A 15,982-nucleotide genomic window follows, 5' to 3' on the forward strand; every position below is an offset into this window, starting at 1 on the left:
ATATAGGAACATCGGTTTTTTCTTTATTGAGGACTTGTGATCACTTATATTAAATACGATTAAGAATCTTCGAAATATAAGCTGTTTTGAAGATTCTTAGGAGTGGACGATGAAAACATTCAGTCTATATTATCAATGATTACTTTAAAAATTTGGCCTATTTTCACTTGTTTTTTGGGATGAAATCGCAGCATGAAAGATATTACATAATGTTGTAATTCCATGTTTCAATAGTTCCTCATTTATATATGAGTAACTAATACGCAAATGATTATTTTCTTGCCCTACTGGATAACATGCTGATCCTGGTAAAAATGTTATCTGTTGTTTTTTTGCTTCTGATAAAAGAAGATGACTATCAATCCAAGAAGGCAAACTGATCCATAAATTTAATCCTCCTTCTGGTATCGTCCAAGATACACCCTCAGGAGAAAGACTTGTAAGTAAATCAAGAGCTAAATCTCTTCGGATTTTTAGAGCCGTCCTCAACTTCTTTGAGTGATCTATCATTCTTTTAGAGTTAATCAAGGGAAGAATAGCCTTTTGTGTAAGTAAAGGACTTCCTAAATCAGCATTTGCTTTTGCAGCTAATAAACGATTGAAAATAGAGCCAGAAGCTGTTAATATTCCTATTCTACAACTCGGAGCAATCGTTTTGCTCAATCCTCTTAAATAAATTACATTACCAAACTGATCCATGCTTTTAAGGGTGACAGGTGGTTTCTTTTCAAAATAAATCTCGCTGCATGGATCGTCCTCCACAATAATACTATGAATACTCCCGGCTATATCAAGTAACTGCTTACGTCGTTTTAGAGACATAACAAAACCTGTTGGATTATGAAATGTAGGAATCGTAAAGATAACTTTGGGCTTATGTTTTTCACATACGTTTTGGAGTATATCTATTCGCATTCCATCTTTATCAACAGGCACCGTAAGTATGGTAGCACCTCTTCCCCGAAAAATATCAATTGCCCCCGGGTATGTCGGTGCTTCCATTACTACCACATCCCCAGGTCCAACAAATGTACGAGCAACAAGATCTATACTTTGTTGAAGACCACTTGTAACTAAGATATTTTCTGGTGTAGAAGTAACCCCTGACCTTTTTAAATAGGCAGACATTTCACTCCTTAGTTGATTATCACCTTGAACATTCCCGTATATAGACAATAACTCTGGATTCTCCGAAAGAACCTGTTGTACCTCATGCTCAAAATATCTGTTTGGAAGTAGTTTAGGATCTATCATGGACGATGAAAGATGAACTTTTTGAGGAGCAATATGATAACGAGCAAACTGGGATCTTGGTAGATAATCTTGAAGTGATAATTGCCAATCGTATGAAGGTATTGCTTCTACTTTCTTTTTCTCGCTTATTTTTGCTTTTACAAAAGTACCTTTTCCTTGGATAGAGGTAGCAAATCCATCTTGTTCTAATTGTTTGTACGCCTTGACAGCTGTAACCAAACTTACTTCCAGTTGTTTGGAAAGACTACGTACAGAAGGCAATTTCGATCCCTCTTCCAAAAGTCCTGAACGGATTCGGTCAACAATAGATTGATATATTTGTTTAGATAGTGATTCCCTTTTATTTCTTTGAATATCAATTTGCACCATAAATCCTCCTAAGTGTTATACATTTGGTTAGTGTTATAGACTTATTTCATATAGCAGATTTTAATATATTTATTTTAACCCTTGAATGAAAGTTATTCACACATAAGAATAAAACGCTATTAAGTAAGTCTTCATACAGTAGTTCCACAGATGAAAACACAAGGTTAAGTGTTATAGAAATGTGTTGAGTGTTATACAAACGTTAAAGTAATATGGCACTTATAGTTGAACATAGCATTACACTTGGAAAATGGAGGAGTAACTTGTGAATCAAAAACGCTTATTACTAACTTACGGTTTAGTGTTTTTTGTTACAGCTATTTGGGGACTTAATCTTGTTATAATTAAAGTATTGGTGGAAGATTTACCCCCTCAAACAATGACAGCTTTTCGAATTATGATGGCTGGGATTACAGCATTAATCATGATCGTTCTGGGGAAATCATTTCGTCGTTTATCGAAAAAGGAATGGATTTATACATTACTTGGAATGTTATTCGGTGTCATCTTACACCATTCGCTAATAGCAGTAGGCTTAACAATGATTGATGCTTCGAATGCTTCTTTAATTCTTGCATTAGTTCCACTCACAACTGCAATACTTGCTGTTCTCTTTTTAGGTGAACAATTAACAAAATTACGAGTGCTTGGTTTTATTCTAGCATTAACCGGCGTCTTCTTTATTCAGGGTGGATCATTCAGTAACATGCAATTATCTCAGGGAGAATTAATTTTAATTATTGCCATGTTTGTCCAAGCCATTAGTTTTATTTTCGTAAAAAAGGCAACAGAAACACTTGATTCAAAACAGGTAACAACAATAATGTACCTAGCTGGCTCAATTGGATTGTTGATTATTAGTTTTATAACCGAACCTGGAGGGGTCAGTGAAATGACTTCTGCATCTTTATTTACTTACTTTTTATTTATCGTATCAGGGTTAGTGGCAACGGGAATTGGATATATTGTTTTTAATGCAGCTATTCAGCAGATAGGTGCAGGTCAAACAGCCATATTTAACAACTTTGTTCCATTTTTTGGTCTTGTTTTTTCCGCTATTTTTTTAAATGAAACAATTACAACTTCACAATTAATCGGATTTGTATTTATTGTGGCTGGTGTTCTATTTGGTACAGGTTATATTGGTAGACTATGGGCGAAAAAACATAGACGGATTAACAATACTAAAAAGAGTGTGGGATAAACTATCTCTCGCCAGCTTTTTTAAATTGGATGGAAACTTTTGAATGTGGAAAGTGATATAGTGGTTATTGGCAGAGTGACACGTGCAATACCATAAAAATATTCAGTGGTTTAATAACCTAAAAACAGAGCCCATTTTATTGAGGTACTTGAAGAAAGAGGATACCAAATGAACAGGTAGGTATCTTTATCGTTTTAGCTCACCATTTTTTAACCATATTTCATATAAACGTATAGAAATGGTGCAAAGTGAATATACAGAGTGTAATGAAAATAAGCTTTCATAACCAATGATATGGATTTACTATGTTGAGGGCCTAGTGGGTGAATAACCCGTGGAGTTCAAGTCCTCTCGGCCGCATCAATGATACCAAGGGTTTTGACGCCCCTGGTATTTTTTTGTGCTTATTTTTATTGTCTGCTGCCCACAAACTGCCCACTTACCTAAAGGAAGTCATCACAAGAAGAGTTGTTTAATGAATTAGGTATTAGACATTCACATGATACCTATATCTTTCAATATAAAGATATACCTTCAAGAAAAGATATATTCAGTCGAAAGATTAAATACTTTTGCAAGGACAGCGATCTTACTCCTCCTCTCCAATGTTCTAGTAGCTTAAGCAATTTTTTATTGATACTAACTCGTCGAATCGAATTTTTGGAACAACATATTGACCATCAAGCCAGGTACACGATTTATTCACATCTATTTCTAATATGATTTTGTCAACTAAGGAGATAAATACGAGAAGATGACCGGTATGCCGGGAAATGGAGAAAATGATCGTCTTGGCTTGTCGAAGAAAACACCAGACTATGAAGAAGTAAAAGGTTAAGGGACAAAGTTAGAGGAGTAAACAATGTGTTTACTCCTCTTTTTTTCTGTCTATAAAAGGATTTGCACGATGATACCGTTAAGTGCAAAAGTATTGTTGTAATTGCTTACTGATTAATAAAAAAATCCTTCATTGTAATGAAGGATTTATAAGGTGATTCCATAATTTTTTTCTTTCGTAGATGGGCTGATGCCATGTTACACATTTTCCTTCTCCATATATCATTTTTGATGACTATTAGAATATTTCACAATTGCTTTTGCCAATTTTTCCGGAGCCATTATATCTGCTGAGTGATCTTGCCCCGGAAGCGTTTCGTATTTAGAATTAACAATTGTAAGTGCACATAATCAAAATAATCATGAAGATAACAAACCATATTGGTATCTTTTTTGTTTATGCTTTAAAGTTATAAGTTGTTTTTCAAATTGTTGTGCTCTCCATCACCCGATTTCATTACTCTAACCGTTTTTTGCACTACTGAATATCATAAAACGCACCACCAAAAACCAAATAACACCAGATTGATAAGTGAACCTGACAGAATCATGAATTTCATCAGGTTCTTTCTGCATTCTGGTTCTTAAATCAAAGTAATCTAAGTAAACATAAAGGTATTTTATATTTTTGTATAAGTTTACTTTACTTTTGTATAAGGTAAGTTTATAATTTGGTTCAAGAGGTGATGGTCATGAAGAAGGATTTTGGTGATTCGATCTCAAATAAGGTTTATGAATATCGTGTACTTGCCAGATTGTCTCAGCAAGAATTAGCAAAGAAAGTCGGGGTTTCCAAACAAACCATCTTTGTAATGGAGAAAGGAAATTATGTTCCGACTCTGCTGTTAGCTTTTCGAATTGCCGAATTTTTTAATGTGGATGTAAACGAGATTTTTACTTATGAGAAAGGAAATGATCAAAAATGAAAATGAATTCGATCACAGATACTATCACTAACGCAATTTTTTCTCCTTTAAAGTCCTGGGCTGAACATTCTCCGGGAAATTGGAATATTCTTATTGGCAGTGGGTTTGTATTGCTTGTAGTCGGATTGTTTCTGACATTCGTATTTACTAAAAAAATGGGTAAGGCTGACGAAAGAACAAACCAAATCGCTTTAAAAGGTAGCCTCTGTACGTTATATGCACTAATTTTTTGCGACTTGCTTTTCCCAAAAGAATATATGTGGCACGTTTTCTTCTTATTTAAGTATTCTATTGCATTCGTCGCTTCAGGAATCTATCTAGCCGTTCGATATAAAAAAGATTTTTTAAACTAAAGAACTAAATTAAACTTATAGAAGTGATGGAAAGTGAAGTTAGTAAGTGTAATGAAAACAAGCTTTTATAACCAATGATATGGATTTACTATGTTGAGGGGCCTAGTGGGTGAATAACCCGTGGAGGTTCAAGTCCTCTCGGTCGCATCAATAATACCAAGGGTTGTAGACCCCTGGTATTTTTTTGTTTATAGAATATTGATCTGTTACTGCCCACTTACTTATAATAAGTCGTCTGGTTTGTCAGCAAATTTAGGGCGCTTTTTTTCCGTTAAAGCGCCCCTGTGGTAGTACATTATCCTCAATTACTTCTTTGGATTATAAGTTTATAATTAACCTCCTCGCATTATTTTTCTTTTAACTTGTAAAGTTTAATCTTCCCAATCCTGATCTTCGTCTAAGTCCTCTTTACCTTTTTTCAGTTGCTGAAAAAGAAATTCAGGAAAATTATTTGCAGCAGTATAACCATATCCTTCATGGTTGTCCCAAAGGATAACAGGACATTCTCCATTTATTTCGGATCAAAAAGTCATAATGAGTCAATCTGAACCACAACATGGCTTTGAAAGCCCTCAACCTACAAAAGTAGAGGATCAACCTATTGTTCATCACAAACCATTAGACGAACTGAACAAAGTGTAAATACATTCGAGCAAGTGTCTTTAAATGATATAGCAAGACGCACTTCTTCAAAAGTAGAAGATCGACTGAGAAGGGATAAAAGAACAAGATGATGAGTAAATAGGTAGTTCTTTCTTTAGTATTCTCGGCTACTTATCTTCTTTTTTGCTATGTATCGTAGTGGTCATGACGATTTCAAGAGAAAATCAAGTCGGAGACGATTTTATAGGCGGCGGGGATGGCGAATATGAAACAGTAGGCATTGCACCGAAAGTGGGACGATGTAGGGCGGTATTTGAGAAATACGCCCGTCAGAAAGGCGTTTTTGACCAAGTGAATATTATTATGGCGCTCACCATGCAGGAAAGTGGTGGGCGTTCTTTAGATATTATGCAAGGTTCCGAGAGTATCGGCTTACCTCCTAACTCCATAACTCATACAGAATATTCGCTTGTAAATTTAAATAAAGGCTCTGCCATTTTGCTGTTAAATTCTATATCATCACCATGAGCATCGGCATTCCCTGCCTCTTTAATTACCTTCTTATTTTGTTGTCTTAATTTCATAGGTGTGATAAAATACCAATTAACCAAACATCCTATGTTTGATAAATGCATTACAGGAGGATAGACACATGCTTCAGAAAACAAACCGGCAGACGCTGGTTGAGCAAGTCGCTCTACAAATGGAAAGTTTGATCGAATCAGGCAAGTGGGGTGTCGGGATGCGCATTCCGGCCGAGCCGGAGTTGATGAACGAGCTGAATGTTAGCCGCAATACATTAAGGGAAGCAATTCGGGCATTGATACATGCGGGACTCTTAAAGACGAAACAAGGTGACGGAACTTATGTCTGCTCTTCAAGTGCTTTGGGGGCCGTGTTGAAAAAACGTATTTTGCGCTCCGATACGTTGCAAACATTAGAAGTCCGGTATGCACTCGAACGTGAGGGAGCCCATCTAGCTGCACAACGCAGAACCGACGACGAGGCCCGCGAACTTCTTCTCCAACTTGAACGCTGCGAGGCAGCGGCAGAACTCGGTAACATTGATGGCTTTGTAACGGCGGATATTCATCTGCATCAAAGCATCGTCAAGGCGTCGCATAATGAAATATTGATCGAAATATACAACCATATCGCTGAAGCGTTGCAAGATTCGATTACAAGCCTGACTCGTTATGAAGTCGATGCGGATTTTTTGGAAATGCACAGACAGCTGGTGGAAGCGATTGTCGGTCAGGACGCCGATCGTGCCGTGGAAGCAGTTCATCGCTATATCCAGGAATCGAAGGATGTTATCGCCGTTGAAGAGGGGGAGCGGCCATGAGCGTACAAAGTGGTACGAAGCCAACTGGGTTAAAGCGTTCGCTCTCATTGAGTTGGCCGATCATCATAGGCATCGTCCTTATATCACTGACGATGCGGTCACCGCTAACGTCGGTAGGCCCACTGGTAGGATCGATTCGTGAGTCCCTTGGATTATCGAATACAGCGGCAGGCTTGCTCACGACATTGCCGTTGCTTGCTTTCTCGCTTCTTTCCCCCTTCGCGCCTATCTTGGCGCGCCGCTTCGGGATGGAACGGATCATACTTTATGCATTGGTTCTTCTCATGGTAGGTATTGCTGTCCGCTCGCTGACTGCAACAGTTCCTTTGTTTGCAGGCACCGTTTTGCTTGGACTCGCGATAGCGGTGTGCAACGTGCTAATTCCAAGTCTTGTTAAACGGGATTTTTCTCATAATGTCGGTCTTATGACAGGGCTGTATTCAGTGTCGATGAATTTATGCGGTGCGGTAGCCTCCGGTGTAAGTGTCCCGCTCGCCCGCAATCTCGGTTTTGGCTGGAATGGCGCACTTGGAATCTGGGGCCTTCTTGCTCTGGTAGCCGCACTATTCTGGTTTCCTAAAGTGCGGGCGAGTCACGCGTCAGTCATGATAACAACTAGCGGTGCGTCGACGCGGCGAAGTCTGTGGCGTTCACAGCTGGCATGGATGATTACACTTTTTATGGGATTGCAGTCTCTGCTTTTCTATGTTTTGATCGCTTGGTTACCTGAAATCATGACAAGCCGGGGCTTGAGTGAAGACAGCGCTGGTTGGATGCTATCGCTATTTCAATTCGCTTCGCTTCCTGTATCATTCATCGTACCGATCGTTGCGGGACGCATGAAGAACCAGCGTTTACTGGTTGTCATAATGACTGTCCTGTTTTTTGTTTCATTGAGTGGCCTTTATTTCGGCGATAATGCACTTATTTTGTTATGGACAATTTTACTCGGAATTGCTGGGGGATGTGCGTTCAGTTTGGCTATGATCTTTTTAAGTTTGCGGACGAAGGATGCCTCCGATGCGGCTTCTTTGTCCGGTATGTCGCAATCTGTTGGATATTTGCTGGCTGCAACAGGACCGACCTTGTTTGGTTTGCTCCATGACGTCACGGCAAGCTGGAACCTCCCAATATCATTGTTGCTTATGGTCAGCATTCTGCTGTTCATATTTGGCCTGGGTGCGTCAAAAAATCACACGGTATAAGGGGCTTTGTTTCAGTAAAGCTCTTTCTAGAGGAACCCATGAACTGCCTATGCCGTTGGGTTTAATAAAAAAGGCGAGTTGGTGCATAACATAGTTATGAATGTATTTCTAAAAAAAGACATTATGTTTCATGTTCAGTTTTTCATTAAACGGTATTTAAATTTTATAAGGACAAATTTAAAATAAGTTTTGTAAACAGAATCAATTATTTTATTGACAATTAACATTTTTTGATTTTATAATACTGTTAAATTTGAATAATAAAATCTATTTTAGAGCGTGGATTTTTCTAGAGGAAACTCTATTTTCGCCACACTACTGTCAATTGATAGTAGTGTGGTTTTTTTTATGAAAAAAGGAGGGAGAACTTTTGAAAAGTTGGCATTATGGATTAATTGTATTTTTAGGTGGGTGCTGTTATGGGATATTATCTACATTCGTTAAGCTAGCCTATTCAGCTGGTTATTCGGTCACTGAGGTGACAGGTGGGCAGTATTTATTTGGCACACTGATGGTCTGGATACTAGTTTTGTTTACAAAAAAGCGAAAAGTAACGCGAAGTCAAACTATTAAGTTACTACTATCCGGCATCCCTTTTGGTTTAACAGGAGGATTTTATTATCAATCGTTACAATCACTTCATGCATCACTGGCTATCATTTTACTTTTCCAATTTGTTTGGATTGGTACATGTTTCGAGTGGATGTTTTATAAGAAAAAGCCTACAAAAGGGAAAATAATTTCGATAGCTATCCTGCTAGTCGGGTCTATCCTAGCAGCTGGGATTATTTCAGCGAAGGGAATGAATATGTCTTGGCAAGGTATAGTCTGGGGACTACTCGCTTCCTTAACGTTTTCAACCTTCATCCTTCTTAGTGGTTCAGTTGGGAAAAATACTCCACCCTTACTAAAGAGTGCTCTGCTTTCCACCGGGGGTTTAGTCGTTGTATTTCTATTGTTTCCCCCTATATATCTATTTGATCTTCCTGTTTTAAAGGGCGTGGCACCCTATGGTTTGCTTCTTGGTTTTTTTGGAGTTGTCCTTCCGCCTCTTTTGTTTACCATTGGGATGCCACATGTTGGACCAGGACTTGGCACCATATTAACAGCATCTGAACTTCCAGTAGCTGTTTCAATGGCAGCACTAGTGTTAGAAGAGCATGTGAGCATAGTACGATGGATGGGAGTCATCCTCATATTAGGTGGAATTGCCGTCGGTAATGTACGTGTAAAAGCTAAACTGGATTCTGGCCAGGCACAACGAGATTCTTCTTCGCAACATTCTTGATTGCGTTTAACTAAGGGGTCAATGCATTAATGGCGCTCATCAATTAAGAGACTAACTCTTTTTACTAATACATTGAAAAGGAGTATTATCATGACAAAGTATAGAGATTTCCTGAAGGTTTTTTAATGGGGTATTGACATCGCAACACACCAATATTCTGTGTCCTCTTCTTTTTCTAATGAGGACGTACCATCGATAACTCCATTATTCATTAATTAAAAAGGCAGATTATTTATGGGCAAGTTTATTTTTTATGAGCATCTTAGCAAATGGGGATATACCATGAGTGACCGTTTGGAAGCATCTGCAGAAACAAAGCTTGAACCGATGCGAAATTATTGACATTTTCTATTTTTGCTTATTGCTTCTGCACTGATATCCACATGTTTAATAAATAATGCCATTAATAAAATGATAATATTAATTTGCAGTTATTTCCGTTTCGTGTTAAGATAAAGAAGAATTATTTTTGTTCGGTGTAAAGGATAGTATGAATATCGACTTTTCGTCTTGATGATACTTTGGGCAGGGATAGTAAAACAATGTGTGGTAACGCACTAGGAGGCAACAAAATGGAACAAGGTACAGTAAAATGGTTTAATGCAGAAAAAGGTTTTGGATTTATCGAACGTGAAAATGGAGACGATGTATTCGTACACTTCTCTGCAATCCAAGGTGACGGATTCAAATCTTTAGACGAAGGTCAAAAAGTAACGTTTGACGTTGAGCAAGGTGCTCGTGGAGCTCAAGCTGCTAACGTTCAAAAAACTGCTTAATCTTCAATCGTGTATACAAACAGGCTCTTTATAGAGGGCCTGTTTTTTTATGTTCTGCTGTATAATACTCAATAAAAAACCCTACTCAACGTTCGAGTAGGGAGATGCTACAAGGTAATAGAAAAAGATTTAACACTTCAAAGGTTTGTTTACAGTATAACATACTTGATTGACAATATGCGGAATGTATATAAATTAATTACTTTTCTTTTCGTATAGACCTACATTTAAGATAAACAATTACTATTCACTGTCGCAATGGATATAAGAAATTCTTAAAGATAGAGGTGAGATTGATTGTACTTTCTTCCAGAAATAATCACTTAGATATACCTAACTCAATGAAAGCCCTGCCTCTCTTCCATCCTTACGGCTCCTTGTCCGTGCCAGTGTGAATCAGGATTACAAAAATCGAGTGACTATTTTCTCGAGTTTTTTGATAAAACTTTAAATGTTCGTGAAGACATTTAAATAATAAAAATGGATTAGAAGGAATAACAAAAGAGGTTAATGTTCTAAAAGTAAGTTGAAGAAGTTGAACGTTTTTGAAATGGATTTACTTTTTATCATAATATTATCGGAAAATTCAGGGTATTTATGCAATACATGATCTATAATTAATCTTAACAGAAACTTTTTATTTGTTTTTCAGTGATTCCTTTAATTACTTCCAGTTCACTAATCAAAAATTCATATGCATTATCCAACATTTTTTTTTCGCTTGCATTAAGTGCTTTTTCTTTCTTCATACGCATTAAATCACGTACAACTTCAGCGCCTTCTTGTATTTCACCCGTTTTTATTTTGTTCGTGTTTACTATAAACCTTTGCTTATACGGCAGTAACCTATCTGATTCTCCATGCTGAAAAATGTGTATAATGTGTTTTAATGCACGTATATCAGTAACTGGTCGTATACTTGAACTCAATATTTTACGCGTTGGAATCATAACTTGCATATTACTAATAGTCATTTTTATGACATAATACTGTTGTTTTTTTCCTAAGATTTCTTTTTCTTCTATGGCTTCAATTATACCTGCTCCGTGCATTGGATAAACAATGTTATCGCCAATTTGAAACATATAATCCACCTCCATATATGGTAACCTTCTTAAGGTTACCATATATGGAGGTGGATTATCAAACTTTTAATAATAACATGATTAATTTTTTGTTGTCAATAACTTTTTTTATAAAATCAGATCAAGCAAAAATAACATCAAAACAATAGGGAACTTGTCGGATTTCCAATAAAGGAAATGTCAATGGGTCCATGTATATAAATCAGTTTTTCATTAAAAATGAGTTATTAAAGCTCCTTTAGGAATTCATGACTTGGCATCAATGACATGTTTGCTGATCTATATGGGCACAAATTTAATCACCAATTTTCAACCATAATACGTGAAAACTTATAGAGTGGAGGATAGAGAGTGTAATGAAAAACATGCTTTCATAACCAGTGATATGGTTTTATAATGTTGAGGACCTAGTGTTAGAATAATTCACCCAGCTTATGAAATGTTTGCTGACGTTGAAAGAGGAAGGGGTTAGACCCCTTCCTTAAAGAACCTTTAGTTCCTCTTATTTCTCTTTTTTGAAATTGGTATCCAAATTTCACTTTTAAAAGATGGTGATGTTACATCCTTATGCTCGTTCCACAGTATTTCTGGACCTTCTATTTGTTCATAATTTGACGATGGAAACCATTCGGAATAAATGCGTCCCCATACTTCTTGCAGTGTATCCGGAAATGGTCCGATTGCTTCGAATACAGCCCACGTTGAGGCAGGAACTTCAAGCTGTGAGAGGTTATTTGGACACTGTTTCGTTGTGGCTACGCCAATATAGTGATCGAGCTCTCCTTTTTCCTCTAACCGACCTTCAGAAAAGTTCGTGGATGCACTAATCAGACCCAAAGGCGCTACATTAGAAAGCTTTTTAAGTTTATTGATTGCCTCTTCATCTAAACTGTTCCACATAGATGCAATTTCCGGATTAACCCCTTTAAAAATAATGGGAACTCTTTTTTTAATGCCAACGATGCGAAATGCCTCTTTTTCTTCAATACGATAGTTCATTTCACTTCCTCCTTTGATTGATAATTGGAAGGTCATTCGTGGATAAGCTTTAAGTGAATGGCCATTATTTCTAGCTTCTGATGGTCTTATGCCATGCAAATTTTGAAATGCTCGTGCAAAGGAATCTGGTGAGTTATAACCGTACTTTATTGCAATGTCAATAACCTTTACGTTGCTGTCTTTAAGTTCAAAAGCTGCAAGAGTAAGACGTCTGCGACGGATATATTCCGATAATGAAATACCTGCAAGGAAGGAAAACATCCTTTTAAAATGATAATCAGAGCAGAAAGCAAGCTTCGCTACTTCTTTAAAATCAATATCATTAGTGAGGTTTTCTTCAATATACGTTAATGCTCTATTCATCCTTTTAAGCGAATCCATTTATTTGACCTCCTTTAACAAAAGAATAACAGGAGTGAAAAGTATCTACCCGACATTCCGTGCACAGTTTTGCAGGATAACTTATATGTAATAAAGTATGTTATTCACCTGTATTTGTACAGGTATTTTTTTGGTTTCTTAAAACATTCTATAAAGACATATGCATACTACAACAATTATTCGGTGGTTTGTTTTGAAATTTCTTTTTTGAAGCGCTGTAGGTTTTGAATTGTCTGATTTCCATGAATTTGTTATGTTGTTAGATAAAGGTTACATTACAGTAATTGGCGAAAAAGGAGTGAAGTTTTCAGGAGGTCAACGTCAACGAATTGATATTGCAAGAGCTTTATCAGTTCACTAGAAGAATTAATGAAAAATAGAACTGCATTCATATTTTTTCATTGAATAACATAAAGTGGTTATGGAAATTGAAAAAAAGCAGGATACCCGTTTTTAGTACGTTTAAAAAAAAGGAGTCATAACGTTGTTAAAAAGGTTTTCTCTGGTTTTTCTTACGCTAATTATGTCTATAATTGTTGTACTTGTGGCCGCTAAAAATTTCCCTGGAGATAATGTCATTTCATTTGATGAGCCTATTATTTTAATGATATCAATTGGGATCGTTGTATTTTTATTCATCCCTCCTTTAGTCATGTCCTTTTTTGGTAACTGGGTTGTACGAATAATATCTGGAGTATACCAATGTTTTATTGTTTTAACTTTTATGGGGCTCATTCCAATTGGATTTCTTATTCCCAATGGCTTTTTGACAATTCTTCTTTCTATTGCAGGAACTTTAGTTAGCATAACTAGTGTTGCAGTAACCTTATTAATTGGTAAGAATAAAGAAGTTAAATACTAATAAAATAGTTACATTTAATGAACTATCCCTGCCAAGTTGACGGTGAAATAATAAACAAGGTTAGAAGGCTTTATTCCAAATTTCGATGGAAAGAGGCCTTCTCTTTTTTTTGTAGGTTTTTTATGTTATGAACATGGATATAGCCCTTGATGACTTGGGTGTAGCACTTGAATAGCAAAGTGTACCGGGGCATATCTTATAAGATTTCCTGCATTGATAACGTTTATTATAAATCAGGAGATGTATTTCGACGTGAAATGCAACAGCCCGCAAATTTCCTATTTACCTCAAAGTAAGTCCTCTAAACGGTCAGCAGTTTCTTGTCCAAGCCTTTTTTTATGGTTGCATAATCTTCACCGTAAGCTTAATCTATTGAATAAATCATATAGTTTGAACCTATACAATGGATGATAGGAGAATAAAACAAATACCGTGATGTCAAAAATAAAATTGACAGGGCAGGGGGAGGGGATGAAGAAAAACAGAGCGTGATATCTATGTAGAATCGGGAAGAGCCTAAAAAATTGTTAGTGGAATAATGCAAAGGAATAAACCGAACTGCTCCGGAAAGAGGGGGATCATGATGTCATATAGCAGAACGAATCCTAAGGTTGATGAATTTTTAAATAAAGCTACAAAGTGGAAGGAAGAATACGAGAAGTTAAGAAATATCTGTCTTGACTTTGAGCTGACCGAAGAATTTAAGTGGAAGCATCCTTGTTACACGTTTAATAGTAAAAACATCGTTTTAATACATGGATTTAAAGAATATTGTGCGCTTCTGTTTCACAAAGGTGCCTTGATAAAGGATGACCATGGGATTCTCATCCAACAAACGGAGAATGTACAGGCGGCACGCCAGATTCGGTTCACCAATGTTCAGGAAATAGTTGAAATGGAAACGATCTTGAAAGCCTATATTCATGAAGCCATTGAGGTTGAAAAAGCCGGTTTGGAAGTGGATTTTAAAAAGGATACAGAATATAAAATTCCTGAAGAACTTCAAAATAAATTCGATCAAATCCCTGCCTTGAAAGCTGCTTTTGAAGCATTAACCCCGGGGCGGCAAAGAGCATACATTCTTTATTTTTCTCAAGCCAAACAATCCAAAACACGAGAGTCAAGGATTGAAAAATATATGGAGAAAATCCTCAATGGAAAGGGATTAAAGGATTAGTGTGATCGATGAGAACATACATGGAACTTGTTCACAATGCTGAAGGTCTGCCTAAACAAGAAAAACATACCAAATAATATTGGTATGTTTTTAAATTTCACCTACCATCCGGGTGTACAGTTCATCTGAAAAATTGTTTCGCGGGACTATACAAAGAAGTTCTTAGTAAAATTGATATCAAGCTTAATATGACTGATAAAAATCCCACTAATACAACGTATTGCATACCAAATACTGATATAAATAATCCGCCTGCAGCTGTACCAATGGTTGTTCCTAAGTTAGCGGATGTTAAAAATAATCCATTAGCGAAATCAGGAGCTTCTGGAGCTGCAGATGTAATCCAATATTGATTGATATTATTTCCTATCCCAGCTACTATTCCCCAAACTAAAGTAATGATAGCCATAGGTAAAGTAAACTGCCCTATTAAAAATAATATGATGTACACGATTCCTAATATGAATGGATAAAAAATGACAGATTTGATGGGGTTTTTAGTGAGTAACTTACCTGCCGCAATGTTTCCAATCATATTCGCCCCGCCGAAGATGACTAATATTAAACTAATTGTATTTGGAGACATTTCCGTAACTGTTTTCAGATATTCCGCAAGATAACTATACACCCCGAATATTGCTGAGTTTATTAAAATAACAGCGATAATGGAAAGCCAAGTAACTGTTTTTTTTAATACGCTTACCTGTGCTCCATAAGAAAGTCTTTCTTTTACAGGCATAGAAGGGAAAAATACGAATGTAGCAATGAATGTTAGAGCATTCACGATAGCAAAGAATGACATGGCCATTTGAAGCGAAAGCGTACTAGCAAGAAAACTTGCGATTGGCACACCAAGCACCATACCTGCAGACACTCCCATAATTACCTTAGCAACAGCCTTTGGTGATTCTTCCTTGGGAACTGAGTGAGCAGCTATTGTAAAAGCCGCTGAAAAATAAATGGGATGAAAAATGGCTGGAATCACTCGAGCAATTATTGCGATCGTAAAGTTTGTTGCAAATAGAGAGACTATGTTACCAAGAACAAAAATACCAAGTACAAGCAACATTGCCTTCTTGCGGTTTATCCCGGAAAATAATAACGGCATAGTTGGCCCGCATATAGCAACAGTAAGTGCAAAGAGGCTCACCAGCCATCCTGCCTTAGATACACTAATATGAAAATAATCAGCAATGAAAGGTAATATCCCGATAACTCCCATTTCGGTGTTTATAATGCCAAAAGTTCCAACGGTCAATATAAATATTAATAAATTATTTCGTTTGGTCAAACAAGCAACCCCTAACTTCAGTATTTA

At 36.8% G+C, this 15,982-nt stretch carries 13 protein-coding genes and 7 pseudogenes; 14 read left to right on the forward strand and 6 right to left on the reverse strand.

The genetic code is table 11. The annotated features are described in order from the left end of the window. Positions 1–144: 144 nt before the first annotated feature. The gene (gene pdxR / locus M1M80_RS02770; protein ID WP_060399989.1) at positions 145–1,620 is read right to left on the reverse strand and encodes a MocR-like pyridoxine biosynthesis transcription factor PdxR; all 1,476 of its coding nucleotides are present in this window, start codon (positions 1,618–1,620) and stop codon (positions 145–147) included. Positions 1,621–1,888: 268 nt separating this feature from the next. Between pdxR and M1M80_RS02775 the strand changes: the two genes are divergently transcribed. Both M1M80_RS02775 and M1M80_RS02780 read left to right on the forward strand, forming a co-directional pair. After that, positions 1,889–2,827, forward strand: coding sequence for a DMT family transporter (locus tag M1M80_RS02775; RefSeq protein ID WP_060397974.1), 939 nt, complete (start codon positions 1,889–1,891; stop codon positions 2,825–2,827). 450 nt (positions 2,828–3,277) lie between these two features. After that, positions 3,278–3,424: pseudogene (locus M1M80_RS02780) on the forward strand (tyrosine-type recombinase/integrase); the annotation flags it as partial. Between the two features lie 2 nt (positions 3,425–3,426). On the opposite strand, the pseudogene M1M80_RS02785 reads toward M1M80_RS02780, so the two are convergent. Beyond that, positions 3,427–3,560 (reverse strand): annotated as a pseudogene (locus tag M1M80_RS02785) (tyrosine-type recombinase/integrase); the annotation flags it as partial. Between the two features lie 3 nt (positions 3,561–3,563). Here M1M80_RS02785 and M1M80_RS02790 point away from each other — a divergent pair. The 3 genes and pseudogenes from M1M80_RS02790 to M1M80_RS02800 all read left to right on the forward strand — a co-directional run. Then, positions 3,564–3,665, forward strand: a pseudogene (locus M1M80_RS02790) (lipoprotein); the annotation flags it as partial. 691 nt (positions 3,666–4,356) lie between these two features. Next, positions 4,357–4,590, forward strand: coding sequence for a helix-turn-helix transcriptional regulator (locus tag M1M80_RS02795; RefSeq protein ID WP_003240464.1), 234 nt, complete (start codon positions 4,357–4,359; stop codon positions 4,588–4,590). Further along, positions 4,587–4,943: a hypothetical protein gene (locus M1M80_RS02800; protein WP_060397975.1), complete on the forward strand. Its 357-nt coding sequence runs from the start codon at positions 4,587–4,589 to the stop codon at positions 4,941–4,943. The genes M1M80_RS02795 and M1M80_RS02800 overlap by 4 nt, the downstream gene beginning before the upstream one ends. Positions 4,944–5,314: 371 nt before the next feature. On the opposite strand, the pseudogene M1M80_RS21640 reads toward M1M80_RS02800, so the two are convergent. Continuing rightward, positions 5,315–5,458: pseudogene (locus M1M80_RS21640) on the reverse strand (SMI1/KNR4 family protein); the annotation flags it as partial. Position 5,459: 1 nt separating this feature from the next. Here M1M80_RS21640 and M1M80_RS02805 point away from each other — a divergent pair. The 6 genes and pseudogenes from M1M80_RS02805 to cspC form a co-directional block, all read left to right on the forward strand. Further along, positions 5,460–5,677 (forward strand): annotated as a pseudogene (locus M1M80_RS02805) (hypothetical protein); the annotation flags it as partial. Positions 5,678–5,688: 11 nt separating this feature from the next. Beyond that, positions 5,689–6,017: pseudogene (locus M1M80_RS02810) on the forward strand (lysozyme family protein); the annotation flags it as partial. A 181-nt stretch (positions 6,018–6,198) separates the two neighbouring features. Next, positions 6,199–6,891: a FadR/GntR family transcriptional regulator gene (locus M1M80_RS02815; RefSeq protein WP_060397977.1), complete on the forward strand. Its 693-nt coding sequence runs from the start codon at positions 6,199–6,201 to the stop codon at positions 6,889–6,891. Further along, the gene (locus tag M1M80_RS02820; protein WP_060397978.1) at positions 6,888–8,096 is read left to right on the forward strand and encodes a CynX/NimT family MFS transporter; all 1,209 of its coding nucleotides are present in this window, start codon (positions 6,888–6,890) and stop codon (positions 8,094–8,096) included. The genes M1M80_RS02815 and M1M80_RS02820 overlap by 4 nt, the downstream gene beginning before the upstream one ends. Positions 8,097–8,466: 370 nt before the next feature. Then, positions 8,467–9,384 carry an EamA family transporter gene (locus tag M1M80_RS02825; protein ID WP_060397979.1) on the forward strand — a complete coding sequence of 306 codons (918 nt, stop codon included), beginning with the start codon at positions 8,467–8,469 and terminating at the stop codon, positions 9,382–9,384. A 572-nt stretch (positions 9,385–9,956) separates the two neighbouring features. Beyond that, a complete protein-coding gene (gene cspC, locus M1M80_RS02830; protein WP_003240492.1) occupies positions 9,957–10,160 on the forward strand; it encodes a cold shock protein CspC in 204 nt (67 codons plus the stop codon). A 623-nt stretch (positions 10,161–10,783) separates the two neighbouring features. Here the strand turns inward: cspC and M1M80_RS02835 are convergent. Continuing rightward, positions 10,784–11,245: a CarD family transcriptional regulator gene (locus tag M1M80_RS02835; protein ID WP_080428960.1), complete on the reverse strand. Its 462-nt coding sequence runs from the start codon at positions 11,243–11,245 to the stop codon at positions 10,784–10,786. Positions 11,246–11,737: 492 nt separating this feature from the next. After that, positions 11,738–12,625: an AraC family transcriptional regulator gene (locus tag M1M80_RS02840; protein WP_060397981.1), complete on the reverse strand. Its 888-nt coding sequence runs from the start codon at positions 12,623–12,625 to the stop codon at positions 11,738–11,740. 226 nt (positions 12,626–12,851) lie between these two features. Here M1M80_RS02840 and M1M80_RS02845 point away from each other — a divergent pair. The 3 genes and pseudogenes from M1M80_RS02845 to M1M80_RS02855 form a co-directional block, all read left to right on the forward strand. Next, a pseudogene (locus M1M80_RS02845) lies at positions 12,852–12,971 on the forward strand (hypothetical protein); the annotation flags it as partial. Between the two features lie 138 nt (positions 12,972–13,109). Further along, the gene (locus tag M1M80_RS02850) at positions 13,110–13,487 is read left to right on the forward strand and encodes a hypothetical protein (RefSeq protein ID WP_060397982.1); all 378 of its coding nucleotides are present in this window, start codon (positions 13,110–13,112) and stop codon (positions 13,485–13,487) included. 583 nt (positions 13,488–14,070) lie between these two features. Beyond that, positions 14,071–14,664: a YdeI/OmpD-associated family protein gene (locus tag M1M80_RS02855; protein WP_060397983.1), complete on the forward strand. Its 594-nt coding sequence runs from the start codon at positions 14,071–14,073 to the stop codon at positions 14,662–14,664. A gap of 121 nt (positions 14,665–14,785) precedes the next feature. Here the strand turns inward: M1M80_RS02855 and M1M80_RS02860 are convergent, their stop codons facing one another. Then, positions 14,786–15,955 carry an MFS transporter gene (locus tag M1M80_RS02860; RefSeq protein WP_060397984.1) on the reverse strand — a complete coding sequence of 390 codons (1,170 nt, stop codon included), beginning with the start codon at positions 15,953–15,955 and terminating at the stop codon, positions 14,786–14,788. Positions 15,956–15,982 lie beyond the last annotated feature (27 nt).

Source organism: Bacillus inaquosorum (assembly GCF_023238325.1).
GTDB lineage: Bacteria > Bacillota > Bacilli > Bacillales > Bacillaceae > Bacillus > Bacillus inaquosorum.

Coding starts and splice junctions, on each gene's coding strand:
- M1M80_RS02795 (WP_003240464.1), top strand. CDS start 4,357: ATGAAGAAGGATTTTGGTGATTCGATCTCAAATAAGGTTTATGAATAT.
- M1M80_RS02800 (WP_060397975.1), top strand. CDS start 4,587: ATGAAAATGAATTCGATCACAGATACTATCACTAACGCAATTTTTTCT.
- M1M80_RS02815 (WP_060397977.1), top strand. CDS start 6,199: ATGCTTCAGAAAACAAACCGGCAGACGCTGGTTGAGCAAGTCGCTCTA.
- M1M80_RS02820 (WP_060397978.1), top strand. CDS start 6,888: ATGAGCGTACAAAGTGGTACGAAGCCAACTGGGTTAAAGCGTTCGCTC.
- cspC (WP_003240492.1), top strand. CDS start 9,957: ATGGAACAAGGTACAGTAAAATGGTTTAATGCAGAAAAAGGTTTTGGA.
- M1M80_RS02835 (WP_080428960.1), bottom strand. CDS start 11,245: ATGTTTCAAATTGGCGATAACATTGTTTATCCAATGCACGGAGCAGGT.
- M1M80_RS02840 (WP_060397981.1), bottom strand. CDS start 12,625: ATGGATTCGCTTAAAAGGATGAATAGAGCATTAACGTATATTGAAGAA.
- M1M80_RS02855 (WP_060397983.1), top strand. CDS start 14,071: ATGTCATATAGCAGAACGAATCCTAAGGTTGATGAATTTTTAAATAAA.